The organism is Flavobacterium aquidurense (assembly GCF_001404985.1).
In the GTDB taxonomy this organism is placed as follows: Bacteria; Bacteroidota; Bacteroidia; order Flavobacteriales; family Flavobacteriaceae; genus Flavobacterium; species Flavobacterium aquidurense_B.
Genome location: NZ_JRLF01000014.1, coordinates 508,076 through 525,745 on the forward strand (window position 1 = coordinate 508,076; position 17,670 = coordinate 525,745).

12 protein-coding genes are annotated in these 17,670 nt (G+C 34.5%); 9 read left to right on the top strand and 3 right to left on the bottom strand.

The window, feature by feature from the left end; translation table 11 throughout:
- The first annotated feature begins 6 nt into the window (after positions 1–6).
- Positions 7–2,859, top strand: coding sequence for a T9SS type A sorting domain-containing protein (locus RC62_RS17715; protein WP_055097518.1), 2,853 nt, complete (start codon positions 7–9; stop codon positions 2,857–2,859).
- A gap of 68 nt (positions 2,860–2,927) precedes the next feature.
- Here RC62_RS17715 and RC62_RS17720 read toward each other — a convergent pair whose 3' ends face one another.
- A complete protein-coding gene (locus RC62_RS17720; protein WP_055097520.1) occupies positions 2,928–4,481 on the bottom strand; it encodes an aldehyde dehydrogenase family protein in 1,554 nt (517 codons plus the stop codon).
- 181 nt (positions 4,482–4,662) lie between these two features.
- Here RC62_RS17720 and RC62_RS17725 point away from each other — a divergent pair, with 181 nt between their 5' ends.
- Positions 4,663–5,622, top strand: coding sequence for an MBL fold metallo-hydrolase (locus RC62_RS17725; protein WP_055097522.1), 960 nt, complete (start codon positions 4,663–4,665; stop codon positions 5,620–5,622).
- A 392-nt stretch (positions 5,623–6,014) separates the two neighbouring features.
- On the opposite strand, the gene RC62_RS17730 is transcribed toward RC62_RS17725, so the two are convergent.
- Positions 6,015–6,554: a 3-hydroxyanthranilate 3,4-dioxygenase gene (locus tag RC62_RS17730; RefSeq protein ID WP_055097524.1), complete on the bottom strand. Its 540-nt coding sequence runs from the start codon at positions 6,552–6,554 to the stop codon at positions 6,015–6,017.
- A gap of 85 nt (positions 6,555–6,639) precedes the next feature.
- Positions 6,640–7,740 (bottom strand): hypothetical protein, encoded by a 1,101-nt coding sequence (locus RC62_RS17735; protein WP_055097525.1) that lies wholly within the window; start codon positions 7,738–7,740, stop codon positions 6,640–6,642.
- Between the two features lie 229 nt (positions 7,741–7,969).
- Here RC62_RS17735 and RC62_RS17740 point away from each other — a divergent pair, with 229 nt between their 5' ends.
- The 7 genes from RC62_RS17740 to RC62_RS17770 all read left to right on the top strand — a co-directional run bounded on the left by RC62_RS17740 (position 7,970) and on the right by RC62_RS17770 (position 17,669).
- Positions 7,970–8,869 (top strand): LD-carboxypeptidase, encoded by a 900-nt coding sequence (locus RC62_RS17740; RefSeq protein ID WP_055097527.1) that lies wholly within the window; start codon positions 7,970–7,972, stop codon positions 8,867–8,869.
- Positions 8,870–9,046: 177 nt separating this feature from the next.
- A complete protein-coding gene (locus RC62_RS17745) occupies positions 9,047–9,406 on the top strand; it encodes a YraN family protein (RefSeq protein WP_055097528.1) in 360 nt (119 codons plus the stop codon).
- A gap of 118 nt (positions 9,407–9,524) precedes the next feature.
- A complete protein-coding gene (locus tag RC62_RS17750; protein ID WP_008466087.1) occupies positions 9,525–10,181 on the top strand; it encodes a hypothetical protein in 657 nt (218 codons plus the stop codon).
- Between the two features lie 396 nt (positions 10,182–10,577).
- Positions 10,578–11,141: an RNA polymerase sigma factor gene (locus RC62_RS17755; RefSeq protein WP_055097530.1), complete on the top strand. Its 564-nt coding sequence runs from the start codon at positions 10,578–10,580 to the stop codon at positions 11,139–11,141.
- Between the two features lie 429 nt (positions 11,142–11,570).
- On the top strand, positions 11,571–12,749 hold the full coding sequence (locus tag RC62_RS17760) for a FecR family protein (protein ID WP_055097532.1): 1,179 nt from the start codon (positions 11,571–11,573) through the stop codon (positions 12,747–12,749).
- A 190-nt stretch (positions 12,750–12,939) separates the two neighbouring features.
- Positions 12,940–16,152: a TonB-dependent receptor gene (locus RC62_RS17765; RefSeq protein ID WP_245176843.1), complete on the top strand. Its 3,213-nt coding sequence runs from the start codon at positions 12,940–12,942 to the stop codon at positions 16,150–16,152.
- A gap of 8 nt (positions 16,153–16,160) precedes the next feature.
- Positions 16,161–17,669 carry a RagB/SusD family nutrient uptake outer membrane protein gene (locus RC62_RS17770; protein ID WP_055097535.1) on the top strand — a complete coding sequence of 503 codons (1,509 nt, stop codon included), beginning with the start codon at positions 16,161–16,163 and terminating at the stop codon, positions 17,667–17,669.
- The last annotated feature ends 1 nt before the right edge of the window (position 17,670 follow it).

A 17,670-nucleotide genomic window follows, 5' to 3' on the forward strand; every position in this document is an offset into this window, starting at 1 on the left:
ACAATTATGAAAAAAAACCTACTTATTTTGACCTTTTTACTTATGTGCTCACAAATTTGGGCACAACAAGTTCAGATTAATGAAGCAGCAGGCTGGCTCGAATCTGCTTTTGTTAAATGGCAACCCGTAAGCAATGCCCAAACTTACAATGTTTATTATACAGGAAACGGTCTCGTAGACAAAAAAATAGACGATCAGCTTATAAGAAGTTATGGTTCATATTACAGAGCTGATATTCCGGGACTTAAAGCCGGGGCTTATACTATAAAAGTAAAACCCGTAATTTCAGGAACAGAAGGCAGCGGTTCTGTCACAAACAATTTGACCGTTCTGGCTCATGACCGTAATGGTTTTGCTTTTGACGGAGGACGTGTACCAGGCGGATACAATGCAGATGGAACCCCAAAAACAGGAGCAGTAATTCTTTATATAACTCAAAATACCAAAAACACAATATCTATGGATATTACCGGCGCAAGTTCTAATCCTTGTGTAGGTTTACAAAATATTCTATATGCCATTAAAAAAGGAAAAGATACACGCCCGTTTATTATTCGCCTGATTGGAAATATCACTGATCTGAGCGTAATGGAAGGTGGAGATATTGTAATTGAAAATGGCAACAATGCCTCTAGCTATGTTACCTTAGAAGGAGTTGGTACAGATGCAGTTGCAAATGGCTGGGGAGTACGCCTTAAGTCAGCATCGAATATTGAAGTTAGCAATATTGGCGTTATGAATTGCAACAGTACAGCGGGCGACAATATTGGCATGCAACAAGATAATGATCACGTTTGGGTTCATAACTGTGATTTATTTTACGGAAATGCCGGCAGCGACGCAGATCAAATAAAAGGAGACGGAGCTTTAGACAATAAAACATCAACTTATATTACATTAGCTTACAATCACTTTTGGGATAGCGGTAAAGCAAGTTTATTAGGATTAAGCGAAGGTTCTACAAGTGGCTTGTACATTACGTATCACCATAACTGGTTCGATCATTCTGATTCTCGTCATCCGCGTGTTCGTTATTATTCTGCACACATCTACAATAATTATTTTGATGGTGTTTCAAAATATGGATCTGGTTCTACATTAGGCTCTTCTTTATTTCTTGAAGGAAACTATTTCCGAAACAGCAAACACCCAATGCTGACATCATTACAGGGAAGTGATATTTGGGACGAAGCAAATCAGGTAAATAATGCCGGAACAATGGGAACATTTTCAGGTGAAGCAGGAGGCTCAATTAAGGCATTCAATAATACTTTTGATGCAGATATCGCGACAAACAACATGCGTTTTGTGGCTTACGGAGATACAAATCCTTTATATAACATTTCAGGAAAAATTAGCTCCACAACAGATTTTGATGCATATGTTGCCACAACAAGAGGTGAAATTGTAAGCAGTAATGTAAAATCTAAATCCGGAGCAAACACTTATAATAACTTCGATACCAATACTGCATTGTATGTAAAAAATCTGGTAATAGATCAACCTGCAACTGCCAAAACAAAAACAACACAATATGCCGGCCGTGTTTCCGGAGGGGATCTAAAATGGGTATTTAACAATTCAACAGATGATACATCATCTACTGTGATTACGGCATTAAAATCTGCGCTTACCAATTATTCAGGAACTTTAGTTTCGGTACAAGGTGAAGGTACTCCACCTTCAAACCCGCAAACACTTACTTCTACTTCCAATAATAACCAAACCATAGTAAGCGGTACAGCAATTAGTTCGATAATTTTTACATGGGGCGGCAGCGCAACTGATGCAACAGTAACCGGATTACCGGCATCAGGAATTAGCTTTGTAAAAAACACTACAGCTAAAACTATTACTATTACAGGAACTCCAACAGCTACTGTATCATACTCGATTGCTACAACTGGAACAGGAACAGCAGCTACGGGATCAGGAACAATTACTGTTTCAGCATCAGGTGCTCAAACGCTTACTTATACTTCTAACAATAACCAAACCGTAGCAAGCGGAACAGCAATTGGCTCCATAATTTTTACCTGGGGAGGAAGTGCAACTGACGCAACAGTAACCGGATTACCAGCATCAGGAATTAGTTTTGTAAAAAATACTTCAGCTAAAACTATTACTATTACAGGAACTCCAACGGCAACATTATCGTATTCTATTGTTACAACAGGAACGGGAACAGCTGCTACAGGATCCGGAACAATTACTGTAACAACCAGTAATCCTGGTACAGACCAAATTCATAATTTTACAACATCAGGAAAAACAAGTTCTTTTTATAGTATAACAGGTAACATGAATTCGTCTGCCGGATCTGTAACATATGCCGGATTAACATTAACAGCACGTTTAAAAATAGAATCAAGCACATCAATTAAATATACCACGACAAGCGCTTCGACATTGACTTTAGTATTTGACTCCAACTTTACAGGAACAATAATAGTAGACAATATCTCGTATACAGCTTCTTCCGGGATTGTTACAGCTTCAGTTGCTGCCGGAGCTCACACCATAACAAAAGGATCTGTTGCTAACTTATTTTATATAAGTACAAAATACAATGGAAGTACTGCAAGAATAACGCAAGCTTCAGAATTTACTGAAAGCGAAGCAACAACTGAATCTTTAAAAGTAATTTTGTATCCAAACCCTGTAACAAACACTTTATACTTGTCGAACTCCAATCAAAAAGTTGAACAAGTTTTAATTTATAATTTATCTGGCTTATTGGTTAAAAGCGCTGGAAAAGACACAGAAAGCATCGATCTGAATCAATTAATTCCGGGAACTTATTTAGTAAAAGTAAGTACTACAGGTGGTTCGTTTACTCAAACCATTTTAAAGAAATAGATTAATCCTAAAAGTAAAAGGCTTCCAAAATTGGAAGCCTTTTTTATCTATTATCTTTAAATCAAATTCTATAAATCAAATTTGATTCCTTGTGCCAAAGGCAAACTTGTTGTGTAATTAATTGTATTGGTTTGACGTCGCATGTAGATTTTCCAGGCATCAGATCCTGATTCACGTCCGCCACCGGTTTCTTTTTCTCCACCAAAAGCACCACCAATTTCAGCACCTGAAGTTCCAATGTTCACATTTGCAATTCCACAATCTGAACCTACTACTGATAAAAATCTTTCGGCTTCACGTAAATTATTCGTCATAATTGCAGATGATAATCCTTGCCCTACTCCATTTTGAATTTCGATAGCATTATCAACATCACCAGAATATTTAATTAAGTATAAAACCGGAGCAAATGTTTCGTGTTGTACAATTGCGTAAGAATTTTGCGCCTCGGCAATTGCTGGTTTTACATAACAGCCACTTTCATAACCTTCGCCGGAAAGTACTCCTCCTTCAACTAAAATTTTTCCGCCTTCAGCAACCACTTTATTCAAAGCGATGGCATACATTTCAACAGCATGAGTATCAATTAGTGGTCCAACATGATTGTTTTCGTCAAGCGGATTTCCTATTCTCAATTGTTTATAAGCAGCAACTAAAGCGTCTTTAACTTTATCATAAATACTTTCGTGAATAATCAAGCGGCGAGTTGATGTACAGCGTTGTCCCGCAGTTCCTACTGCACCAAAAACAGCGCCAATAACCGTCATTTTAATATCAGCATCCGGAGTAACTATAATAGCATTGTTTCCTCCTAATTCTAATAATGATTTCCCTAAACGTCCAGCAACTTTTTGTGCAACAATTTTCCCCATTCGGGTTGAACCTGTAGCAGAAATTAACGGAATTCTGGTATCAGCCGTCATTAATTCTCCTATTTGATAATCTCCATTTATTAAACATGAGATTCCTTCCGGTAAATTATTTTCTTTAATAACCTGTGCAATTATATTTTGACAGGCAATTCCGCACAAAGGTGTTTTTTCAGAAGGTTTCCAAACACACACATCTCCGGAAATCCAGGCTAAAGCAGTGTTCCACGACCAAACTGCAACCGGAAAGTTGAATGCCGAAATTATTCCAACAACTCCCAGAGAATGATATTGTTCATACATACGATGTCCCGGTCTTTCTGAATGCATTGTTAATCCGTGAAGCTGACGAGATAAACCTACTGCAAAATCACAGATATCGATCATTTCCTGAACTTCTCCATATCCTTCCTGCAATGATTTTCCCATTTCATATGAAACCAATTTACCAAGAGCTTCTTTATTTTCACGTAACTTTTGACCAAACTGACGTACAATTTCCCCACGTTGCGGTGCAGGAATTAAACGAAATGTTTTAAAAGCTTCTGTCGCTGAACGCATCACTTTTTCATAATCTTCAAGTGTAGATGTTTTTACCGAAGCAATCAATTTTCCGTCAACCGGTGAAAAACTATCTAAAATTTCTCCTGATGAAAAATTTTCCACACCTGTTGATGTTCCTTCATTTATCAATTTGATGCCCAATTTTTCCAGAGCCTCATTCATTCCAAATTGCGATGCTATTGTTGTCATTGTAACTTTTTTAGTTAAAATTGTTATATTTTTATGTAAAGATATTGTTTCGAGTTGAATTTCAACCGAAGCATGTTGTTAAAATCAAGTAAATTTAGGATTAATAAAAATCAATTAAAGAAATATTCCTCAATTTATTCGTCTTAATTCAGGAACTTTGCGGCAACAAAATTATTTAAATATGTCTCTTTTGAATCGTCTCCTGATTTGTTTGGTTTTAATTTCATTTAATGCATTTTCTCAAAAAGAACAAAAAGCGTCTTTTCAGGTTGTTCCATTAGGAATAAAAGGCGGAATTGACGAAAAAAATCTTTCAGCTTATTTAGTCGCTCCAATAAATACAAACGATTTCATTTCTCTGGATGCAGGAACTATACATGCAGGGATCGAAAAAGCAATTGAAAATAAAGTATTTAAAGTTTCGACTGATGAAGTTTTACGCAAATACATCAAAGGTTATTTTATTTCGCACGCTCATTTAGATCACGTTTCGGGATTAATTATTAACTCTCCGGCAGATTCTTCAAAAACAGTATATGCTACTGAAAAATGTATGGAAATGATGGAAAACCATTATTTTAATGATGAAACCTGGGCAAATTTTGGTGATAAAGGTCCCGGAAAACCATTAAAAAAATATCACTTCCAAACTTTGAATATAGGAGAAGAAACTTTAATTACAAATACTACAATGACAGTTAAAGCTTTTCCATTAAGTCATGTTAATCCGTTTGAAAGCACAGCTTTTCTAATTAAAAATGGAGATTCATATGTACTTTATTTGGGAGATACCGGACCTGATGCTGTAGAAAAAAGCGATAAATTAAAATCACTCTGGACCGCTATTGCTCCTCTAATAAAAAACAAACAATTAAAAGGAATTTTTATCGAAGTTTCATTCCCGAATGAGCAACCAGACCAATTTCTTTTTGGTCATTTGACTCCCAATCACTTAATGAAGGAACTTCATACTTTAGCTGATTTGTCAGGAAAAGATACTTTGAAAGGTTTCAATATTATTGTGACACATTTGAAACCGCCAACTAAAAACATCATCAAACTTAAAGAACAATTACAAAAGCAAAATGATTTAGGATTTAAGATTATTTATCCTGAACAAGGGAAGATATTTGAATTGTAATTTTTTAAAGCCACAGATTTCACAGATTAAAGAGATTTTTTTCCTTTTTTGTCATTTCGACGCAGGAGAAATCACACGAGAAATTCTGCAATCAAAATCGCCAATCTTTGTCGAATCCCAAGTGTGATTTCTCCTGCGTCGAAATGACAAGATTGTGTTGATCCCTGTACTTAAATGATGCCCTAGCCCCGATGAAGTGGAAATCCTTTTGTGCCGGCGTTCGGCACAAAAGATTGAAAAGGATAGCGGGAAATAGCTCTTAACAAAAATTAAAATTCCAAATTTCAAATTTGAAATTCTAAAAAGTTCTAATTCGAATATTTTTTATTCTTACTTTATATACAGAATATCTAACAGGTTTTAAAAACTTATTTGATATTTGACTCAATATATTATTTCTTGGCTACAAATCTGGGATCAGATTCCATTACGGTTCCGCAATTGTCACAGGTTCTCAATTCTTCTGAATTATAGAAGTGTTCGAAATGTGGCAGGAAATCTTTCTCGATATTATGGAGTTCAAAAAAGACTTCGTAAAGCTTATGATTACAATTGTCGCAATGCCAAAGCAATCCGTCTGTATATCCTTTTCCAGCGCGTTTTCGCTCGATTACTAAACCTATCGAACCTTCTGAACGAACTGGCGAATGCGGGATTTTTGCCGGATGCAAATACATGTCGCCAGCATTTAATTGCATTTCTTTACGTTCGCCATCTTCCTGAATTACCACTTTTATATTGCCTTCGAGTTGATAAAAAAGCTCTTCGGTTTCATTGTAATGATAGTCTTTTCGAGCATTTGGACCTGCAACAATCATGACGATATAATCGCCTGAATCGACATAAAGGTTTTTATTTCCAACAGGTGGCTTAAGTAAATGACGGTTTTCGTCGATCCATTTTGTTAGGTTGAAAGGCTTTGCTATTGACATTTTTAGTAGTAATAAATTTCTATGAAGCTAAGTTAGTAAAAAGTTTCCAGTCGCAGTCGCAGTTTTCAGTAACTGTGACTGAAAACTATTGCATCTCTTTTATCAGGTAAACATAAACGGGAAAATGATCGCTAAATCCAACTTCGGTTAAACTATGCCTTAGCGGATATCCTTTATATTGCCCCGAGGTTTGGATGAGATAGGGCTTAGTAAAGATCCCGGCTTTCCAGAATTTAAAGGTGGAAAAATCAGGTTTTATAAGCGATTCAGTGATTATAATCTGATCAAAAACATCCCAGGAATCTCTAAAAGCAATGGTTCCCATACCTTTATTTGCCATTTCTTCAAACGGATTAAAAACTCCAAATTCCGCAACTTCACTCTTTTTAGCTTTTGCACCTAAAGCTACTTTTACACTTCGATTAAAGGGACCGTCATTTAAATCTCCCATGGTAAGCAGTTTTGCATTAGGATTTATTTTTTGCAGTGAATCGATAATTTTTCGATTCAAATTTCCGGCAGCTTCACGAAACGGACTGCTCTTTTTTTCTCCTCCTGATCTCGATGGCCAGTGATTGACAATAATATGTATTTCCTCGCCTTCAAGAAAACCTGTAATCAAAAGCTGATCTCTTGTAAAAATTCTATTTTTATTCTCGATTTTCACTTCGACTTCATCATCTATTTCTTCATTTTTCTGTTCATTTGCTATCGTATTATTTTTATAGATATATAAAGGTATATTAGAAAAAGATGTTGGTCTGAAATATTTCTTTTGATATAATAGCGCAACATCTATTCCGCGTTTATCAGGAGAATCAAAATGAATGATTCCGTAATCAATATTAAGTAACGCAGGCTGTTTGATTAAATCTTCCAGAACGCCTCGGTTTTCAATTTCAGAACCACCAATTATTGTGGGAGCATTTGTATTTTCCGAGGTTCCTATTTCTGATAAAACTTTGGCAAGATTCTTCAATTTTTGTTCGTATTTCTCTTTGGTCCAATGTTGCGCACCATTTGGTGTCCATTCATCATCATGAGTTGTAGGATCGTTTATAGTATCAAAAAGATTTTCGAAATTATAAAATGCGACCGTGTGAATTGCGTATTTTTTAGATTGACTGTGGGAGATTGAAAAAGAAAGAAATGCAATAAAATAAAAATGTAATCTAATAATGCTCATGAATTTTTGATATTTTAAAAAGTTCAATTTAAGCAAATTAATTTATTTGTAGGATTTTTCTAATTATTTTAATTTTTAAAATTTCTATATTTGTTTATCTTTATAAGAATTAGCAATAGAAACTATGAACATGAGCCCAAACCAGCACTTCAAAAATTACTTTTCTCATTGTAAATTCATATTCCTTATTTTTGCTTTGCATTCATTCACTTGTCAATCCCAACAAAACATGATAACACCACCCTATTTACAAAAAGGAGATACTATAGCTATTTTAGCAACTGCCAGAAAAAATATCGACGATAACTTAAAACCTACGATTGATTTATTAAAAAGCTGGGGATTAGAAGCTGTTGTTGGAACTTCGATTGGACTTGATTTTAATCAGCTTGCAGGAACAGATGAACAGCGTGCTGCTGATTTTCAGCATCAATTAGACAATCCAAATATTAAAGCAATCTGGTGTGTTCGTGGCGGATATGGAACTGTGAGAATGATTGATTTACTTGATTTTACCAAATTTAAGCAACATCCCAAATGGATTATCGGATTTAGTGATGTAACCGTTTTACATAATCATTTAAACACGATGGGTTATAAATCGATTCATGGCGTTATGCCGGTAACAATACCGCGCGCAACTCCTGCAGCTATTAGCTCGATGAAATCAAGTTTGTTTGGCGAACCACTATCCTACACAATTGCTCCGGACAAAATGAATCGTTTTGGTAAGGCAACGGGCGAATTAGTGGGAGGAAATTTATCCATTTTATACAGCTTATTAGGATCTCCGTCAGCTATAGATTGCAAGGATAAAATTTTATTTATCGAAGATTTAGATGAATACTTATATCATATCGATCGTATGATGATGAATTTAAGACGCAACGGCTGCATAGAAAATCTAAGAGGAATTATTGTTGGCGGAATGACCAAAATGAAAGACAACGAAGTGCCGTGGGGCAAAAATGCAGTTGAAATTGTAGATGATGTAACTAAAAAATACAATATTCCGGTAATCTTCAATTTTCCGGCAGGACATATTCAGGATAATAGAGCTTTGATTATGGGAAATACCATTTCGATTGAAGTAAATGAAACAGGAAGTACTGTTTCTTTTCAAAAATAATTACTTGATTCCGTTTTCTTTTAAATAAGAAAAAATACCACAACATATTTTATAAAGACACAAGTCGCAAAGCTCTATAATGATGCTTTACGACTTGTGTCTTTATATGCATTTACATTTTAATATAATATCTAACTCACAATGAAAAACTGAGAATGAGACTGAAAACTAAAAAAAATGGCTGAACATAATGATCTGGGTAAAAAAGGAGAAGATTTAGCTGTAGAATATCTTCAGCAAAATGGGTATAAAATTTTAGAACGAAACTGGACATTTCAAAAGGCTGAAATTGACATTATTGCCCAAAAAGAGGGTATTTTGGCTATTGTTGAAGTAAAAACGAGATCCAGTTTAGATTTTGGTTCTCCACAAGATTTTGTCAAATCAAAGAAAATTCAGCTACTCATAAAAGCAGTAAATGCCTACATAAACTATAGGGATATAGATTTTGATGTAAGATTTGACATCATCGGAATCCATAAAAATAGCGAAACATTTGCAATTGAACATCTTACAGATGCTTTTTACCATTTTTAACATAATTTTTTATTGTTATATTTGTAACAAATTGTTTTTTTATTTATATTTGCGAAGATTTATAACACCTCTATAACTAAACCAGCACAATTAAGTTACAAAAAAAAGAAAAAAAACTATGAAAACCGTTTCTTCAATCGTCGAAAATTACATCAAAACAAAACCCTTTTTATTAAATGCGTTATCGCTTGGAATTATCAATCTGACGTCGCTTTCCCGGAACATTATGACCGAACTAGAAAGTGAATTTGGTAAAGAAGTGAAACAAGGCGCTGTTGTAATGTCGCTTAAACGACTTACAGAAGAATTGGATTTTAAATTGAACCATAAAATCAATAAGGTAATCAAGAATATTGGCGAAATTACAGTTCGCTCAGAATTAACGGATTATACCTTTGCAGCTTCTGAAACTGTTTTAAACAAACAAGCTGATTTAATTTCTGATATTAATGCTTTATCAGATATATTCTATACCTCGTCACGTGGTGTAAACGAAACTAACATCGTGGTTAGCAGCAGTGTAAATCATTTGGTTGAAAAACATTTTATGCGCGAAAAGCTAATTCAGAAATTAGATAATCTGGCATCAATTACAGTAAAATTACCTAAAGAAAATATTGTTGTTCCCGGTATTTATTATTTCATTTTTCAACGTTTAGCCTGGGAAGGAATTATTATCAATGAGGTGATTTCTACTTCAAACGAATTCACTATTTTAGTTGGAGAAGATCAGGTTGATGTAGCATTTAAAGTAATTAAAGACTTAAAAAATTAATCAAATTTTTTTATAATAGAAGAAAATAACTCAAATATTCTACTCATATAATCCCTCTATTTTTTCTTACCGGAAATATAGAGGGATTTTTTTTGATCATTTACTAAATCTTCATTTATCGATACCGCTAATAAGAATATTCTCAATAAACGCACTTAAGAATAATTAATTTATAAAATATCATATAAAAATATATAGACTTGATAAAAAGCTATTTACCATTACCATTACTGGCATTCAGCAGTAATTTTATTAAAAAAAACAGAATTAAGTTTTTTTTAATAAAATTTGTTGCGAATAATATTTTTATATATTTGCTAACCAGTCACTAAATCAGAGTACCCATTTTGATAGTATCATAATATAATTAGAATTAAATAAAGACTAATTAAATTAATGTTAGAAACAACAGACCATAGCGAAAAAATATTGGTGAGTGAACTCAAAAACGGCAACGAAAAAGCATTTCGTAAACTTTTTGATTTGTACTATCAGGATATCTATGGTTATAGCATTAGTTTGTTAAAATCGAAAGAAGCTGCGGAAGAAAATGTTCAGGATGTTTTTATGAAAGTCTGGCAACACCGCGAAAACTTAAATATCGAGCAATCGTTTAAAGCTTATATTTTTACAATTGCCAGAAATCAAGCTTTTAATATTTTGAATAAAGCGGCAAATGATGTCTTACTTAAAGAAGAAATCTTTTATGAAAGCCAGAAGTCACACGACTATGGAGATTACTCTATTCGTGAAGCCGATTGTAAAAAACTTCGAAAAGAAGCCATGAATAAATTACCGCCAAAGCGGAAGCAAATTTTTAAGATGTCCCGAAAAAAAGGCATGAGTTACGAAGAAATAAGTCAGGAACTCGGCATTTCAATCAATACAGTCAGGAACCAAATGAGCAAAGCATTAGAATCGATGCGAGTCTTTTTTCACGTTCATGATGAAATTATCTAAACCAAAAAACCAATTAAACCATTAAAATCACTCTTTTCGGGTGATTTTTTTTTTGCTTAAACGAAAGAGCTTAATATAAATGGGGGAATTCTTCTGAATCCAAATTACCACAATCTTGTCATTTCGACGAAGGAGAAATCACACTCGTAATTCCGCTCCTAAAAGCGCCAATCTTTGTCGATTTTCTAATGTGATTTCTCCTCTGTCGAAATGACAAAACAACTTCTTGAGCCTAAAAAACCCTAGAATTTAAAATATATATTTTTAAAGTTTCAATCAAAAAATCTCAACAAAATCAACACATGACGAGTTTTACCCATACAATAATGGCACTCACAAATGTTAAAATTACAAAATTTACAACGTTTGAGTAGTACTCAACTTGTTTTCAACTGTATTATATAAAATCAAGCCCTAAATCAATTCGTAATGAATTCAAATTCTGAAATAAAAAGTCTTTTACAAAAGTTTGTTTTGAACCAATGTACTCCCGAAGAAACAAACGAGGTAATTGCCTATTACAAAAAAAATAAACTTACGGATGATTTCCCTTCCGTCACAGACATTCAAAATCTTCTGAACGAAATGCCAAAAATGAGTCAGCAAACTGCAGATTCTATTTTTGCTTCTATTCTTGCAAATGCAAAAGAAGAAGAAAATGTATTGGATATGACTTCTAAAAAATCAAATTTTAGAAAGTACATTTCAATTGCTGCTTCAATTGTTGTTTTATTAGGAATTGGATTTGCGTATCAAAAAGGAACTTTTACAGCTAAACCTCAGCCTGAATTTAATTTTAAAAGTTCTGATATCGTATTGCAATTAGAAAACGGAAATACACAAATCATATCTGAAAATAATAAAGTTGCAGTAAAAGATGCTGACGGAAATATCGTTGGAAATCAGGATGGAGACAAAATTGTTTACGACACTAATTCTGATGTAGAGAACATCGCTTATAACACGATCAAAATTCCATACGGTAAAAAATTCAAATTACAATTGTCTGACGGAACGCTTGTTCACCTGAATTCAGGAACAACGCTAAAATATCCTGTAAAATTTATTGCCGGCGAAAACAGACAGGTATTTCTGGATGGTGAAGCTTTTTTTGATGTTGCCAAAGATAAAAAACATCCGTTCATAGTAAATGCCGATGCTTTGAATATACGTGTTCTGGGAACTCACTTTAATGTTTCAAATTATCCTGAAGATATTGCAACAGATGTAGTTTTGGTCGAAGGTTCTGTGGGAATGTATCGTACTAATGAAGAATTCGATGCTGCTAAAAACACCATTTTAAAACCGGGTTATAAAGGAAGTTTTAACAGAGAAAATGCATTAATCTCTACCAAACCTGTAATCACTGATATTTATACTTCATGGATTAATGGCGGATTGACTTTTAGAAATATGGCTTTTAAAAACATCATTACAAAACTTGAAAGACGCTATAATGTTACAATTGTAAACAAAAATGAAAAATTGGCCAACGAAAAATTCAATGCAAGTTTTAGCGATGAATCTATTGAAAAAGTTATGAGCTATTTTAATGACATTCATGGTATAAATTACACTATAAAAAACAATCAAATACTAATTAAATAACCACTAAAAACATGAAGAAAAATGAAAGAATAAAATTCAAGGAATAAAAAAATCGGAAAGAGCTGCGAACAATTTCCGATTTACTAAGTGATTGAATATAATGAATTAACTACAATCAATTAACAAAATTATGAAAAAAAAATCTAAGAATAATGGGTTCCTATACTCATTGTTCCAAAATGACCTAAAATTGAAACTAACTACACTACTTATTTTGGTCGCCATGTTTAATATCAGAGGAAATACTTATGCCCAAAAAACAAAAGTTACCCTTGAATTAAACAATTCAACCATCGAAAAGGTTATTGAGACCATAGAACAAAAAACAGACTTCAGGTTTATTTACAAATTGAATGACATTGACTTAGATCGAACAATTTCAATTTCTGTAAAAGACCAGCCTATCAATATTGTTTTGGATAAACTTTTTAGAGGAACTTTGACCGAATTTAAAATTCGGGATACTCAAATCATCCTGAAAAAACCAGAATTAAAAACACAAAACATTCCTTATCAAAAACAAACTGTAAGCGGAATCATTACGGATGAAAATGGTCTGCCTTTGCCGGGAGCTTCGGTTCTTGAGGAGGGAACTAAAAACGGAATGGTAACTGATTTTGATGGGAAGTATAAACTTACCGTAGAAAGCAGTTCTGCTGTGATTATTGTATCTTTTGTTGGATATAAAGAGAAAAAAGTAGTTGCCAGCCAGAGCGTTATCAACATTCAACTTCTTCCTGATGCTACAGATTTACAGGAAATAGTTGTTGTAGGTTATGGTTCTACAGCCCGAAAAGATGTTACAGGAGCAGTTTCTTCAATCGCTGCAAAAGACATGAATCAGGGTGCAATTGTAAATCCGTTACAGTTGATTTCTGGTAAAGCCGCCGGTGTAAACATTACTCAAATTGGGAGCGAACCTGGTTCAGGCCCAAGTGTTCGTATTCGTGGGATTTCTTCTTTAATTGGCGGGAATGATCCGCTTGTAGTTGTAGACGGAATTCAGGGAAATATGGATTTGTTAAATCAGGTTCCGCCTAGCGAAATCGAAAGCATTGATGTGCTTAAAGATGCTTCGGCAACGGCTGTTTATGGTTCCAGAGGTGCTCCCGGAGTTATCATTGTAACTACTAAAAAAAATAAAGCAGGCAAAACAACTATGGAATACATAGGATCTACTTCTATCGATTTTATTCCAAAAAAATTAGACATGTTAGATGCTAACCAATGGTGGGAAACTGCTCAGAGTGTTGGTGTTCCAGCATCTGCAAATCACGGTTCAAATACAGACTGGTACAATCTTTTAACTCAAACCGGAATCACACAAACGCATACATTATCATTTGGCGGCGGAACAGATAAATTTAATTACAGAGCTTCTCTAACAGCAATTTTGCAAGATGGGGTTGTAATTAATTCCAGTAATCAAAAATATATTGGTCGTATTCAGGCTACACAATTGGCTCTTGATGATAAATTAAAATTAACTTTTAATTTAAATACGGGAGTAAATAATGTAACAAGCAGTATTGGCGAAGTAGGAACGGTTTCTTATAAATCAAACTTAATCACAAATTCATTATTGGCAAGACCAACTGATCCTGTTTTTAATACTGACGGAAAATATTATACTGACCCAACTGTTTTTCAATATTTAAATCCTTACGCAGTAGCTCAAACCGCTACAAATGAAACTCAAAATGATAATTTATTTGGAAGTTTAAAAGCCGAATTGGATCTAGGCAAAGGTTTCTCTGCCGGCTGGTTTGGAAGCTGGAGAAAAACTAATAAAACTATTGGGTACTTTATGCCGGCAGAATCAACAGATGCTTTGGCAATTGATCAAAAAGGGTATGCTAATATTAAAAATGAAAGACAAAACGAAAAATTAACCAATGTAAGCCTTACTTACAAAAAAACTTTCGGCATACATAGCTTCAACGCATTAGCATTATATGAGTGGCAAAGTCAGACTTATCAGGGCAATTATGCTCAGGCAAGAGGTTTTATAAACGATAATACTACTTATAATGCGCTTCAGTTTGGTGATTTTTCTAAAGTACAGGCCAACGATATTTCTTCTTATAAAAATGACAGAACTTTAGTTTCTTATTTAGGAAGATTAAATTACTCCTTATTAGATCGTTATTTAGTAACGGCAAGTATCAGACGTGATGGGTCGTCTGTATTTGGAGCAAACAATAAATGGGGAAATTTCCCATCAGCTTCTGTGGCATGGCAAATTAACAAAGAATCTTTCATGGCCAATCAAACGTTGATTAATGAATTAAAATTACGTGTTGGATATGGAGAAACAGGTAATCAGCAAGGACTTTATCCGCAAACTTCATTGTCATTAGTAGGAAGTGCAGGAACAACTTATTTTGGAGGAATGCCTATTACCAATTTCAACATTACTCAAAATGCAAATGCTGATTTGAAATGGGAAACCAAAAAGCAAACCAATATTGGTCTTGACTTTGCTCTTTTGAACAATAGATTAAGAGGTAGCGTAGATGTTTACGATTCTAAAACTGATAATCTATTATTTGATTATACAGTTCCACAGCCTCCTTATCCTTATAACCAAATAAAAGCAAACGTAGGAAGTATTTCAAACAAAGGTCTGGAGATCGCTCTTGCTTATGATGTTATTAAAACGAATAACAGTACACTTACATTAGCAGGAAACGTATCATTCATGAAAAATGAAGTACTTAATCTAAGCGGCAGTATTAATGGTATTCCATTAAATACAGATTATGTAGGCTGGGGAGCAGCAAACTCTTATTTGGTACAAGGAAAACCGGTTGGTGCATTTTACATTTTAGAACATACAGGTAAAAACGAAAACAATGTCGAAACTGTAAAAGATCGTGACGGAAACGGCATTATTGATCAGGGCGTTAAAAGTCCGGATCGTTACTATGCAGGGTCAGCTTTGCCAACTTACACTTTTGCCTTTAACCCATCTTATCGATACAAAAACTTTGATACATCAGTATTAGTAAGAGGTTCAGGAGGAAATAAAATCTACAACGGATTACGTTCTAATTTAAGCCGATTAGAAAATGTAGGTAAATCAAACGTACTGGAAAGCGCTCTTGATGAAGGAATTTATACTTCTCCTTATGCTTCTGACTTGTGGCTGGAAGATGGCTCATTTGTTCGTTTAGAAAATGTTACCGCAGGATATACTTTCCGTTTTACGGATAAATATGTAGACTCTATCCGACTTTCACTTACAGGAAACAACTTATTATTAATTACAGATTACACAGGTCTTGATCCGGAATTGAACATAAGCGGAAGTGGTGATCCTAATGATAATTTTGGTGGTGATAAAGGAATTTATCCCCGTACCAGAAGTGTTGCATTTGGTCTGACTGTAAAATTTAAATAGTAAAAGAAATGAAAATTAAAAATATATTATTAGCAGGAAGCGTTTGTTTCCTAACACTTTTTAGCTGTACGGATATCAGCGAAAATGTGTACGATAAATATCCGGCTGACGATTTTTACGGAACTCCTCAGGGAGCAGATATCGCTCTTGCGAGTGTTTATGCAGAAATTCCGGGTGATTTTCAACGTAAAAATGTTCCTGGTGTTGGTTATGCAGGAGCAGATAACGGTTGGTATGATATGAACTGTATGGCATCAGACGAGCAGGTTATTCCGCATAGAAATACCGGAGACTGGCAGCAAGATTTTGCACGTTTGCACAAACACGAATGGTTACCAACAGATTTTATCATTAATAATACCTGGAACTGGTTATATAAATCTGTCTTTAATGCAAATTTAGCGGTCGATTTATTAGAAAAATCAAATGCCGAAGCTTCAAAAATTGCTGAAGCAAAAGTATTACGCGCTTTCTTTTATTATTTATTGATTGATGATTTTGGTGATGTTCCTTTTTTTACGGATAATAATATTACCGTTGATAAAATCCCGCAATCAAGCCGTAAAGAAATTTACACTTTTGTTGTAAAAGAATTAACTGAAAATGTAGAGCAGCTTTCAGGCACAAAAGGAGGAAATTATTACGGAAGATTTAATAAATGGGCAGGTTATACCTTATTAGCAAAAGTATATCTAAATGCGCAGGTTTATACCGGAGAAGCAAAATGGAGCGAATGTTTAGCAGCTTGTAATAAAGTTAGTGAAGGTGGTTTTACACTACATTCAGGAGCGGCAAATGCTGCTAGTCCGTTAGGAAATAAGTATTATGAACTATTTGGGGATGTACTTCCTGAAGACGAAACCATCTTACCTATTTATGCAACCCTTGATGTAGTTTCCCGTAATATTTATGCTGTTCGTAGTGTATATGGTCCGCATGGTACAGCTTTATTTGGAATGGCTGGCTGGAACGGAACTATTGTTCCAAAAGACTTTTTCCTGAAATATGCCTTAACAGATATTCGAAGACAACAATTTTTGGTTGGAGAACAGGCAGGTGGATTTAATTATAGTCTTGATGTTGCCTCTCTTGACAATCCCGGAGCTGATCCTCAGGCAGGAGTTCGTAATGTAAAATTTTATCCTGCTGGAGCAAAAAGTGGCGGAGGAGCTTCTAATGACTTCCCTATTTTTAGATATGCTGATGTAATTTTAATGATGGCTGAGTGTAATGCCCGTTTAGGAAACCCAGGTGCTGCAAAACCTTTTATTGATCAAATCAGAGTGCGTGCAGGATTAAATGCACTGGATGCAAACCCTACTCTTGATGACATTTATAACGAAAGAGGATTCGAATTGAACTGGGAAGGTCACAGAAGACAAGACATGATTCGTTTTGATAAATTTTTATTGGCAAACGAATTCAGACCGGCATCTCCTGCTTACCGAAAATTGTTCCCTATCCCAACATCTGCTTTAGATGCTAATCGTGGACTTAAACAAAACCCGGGTTACTAAA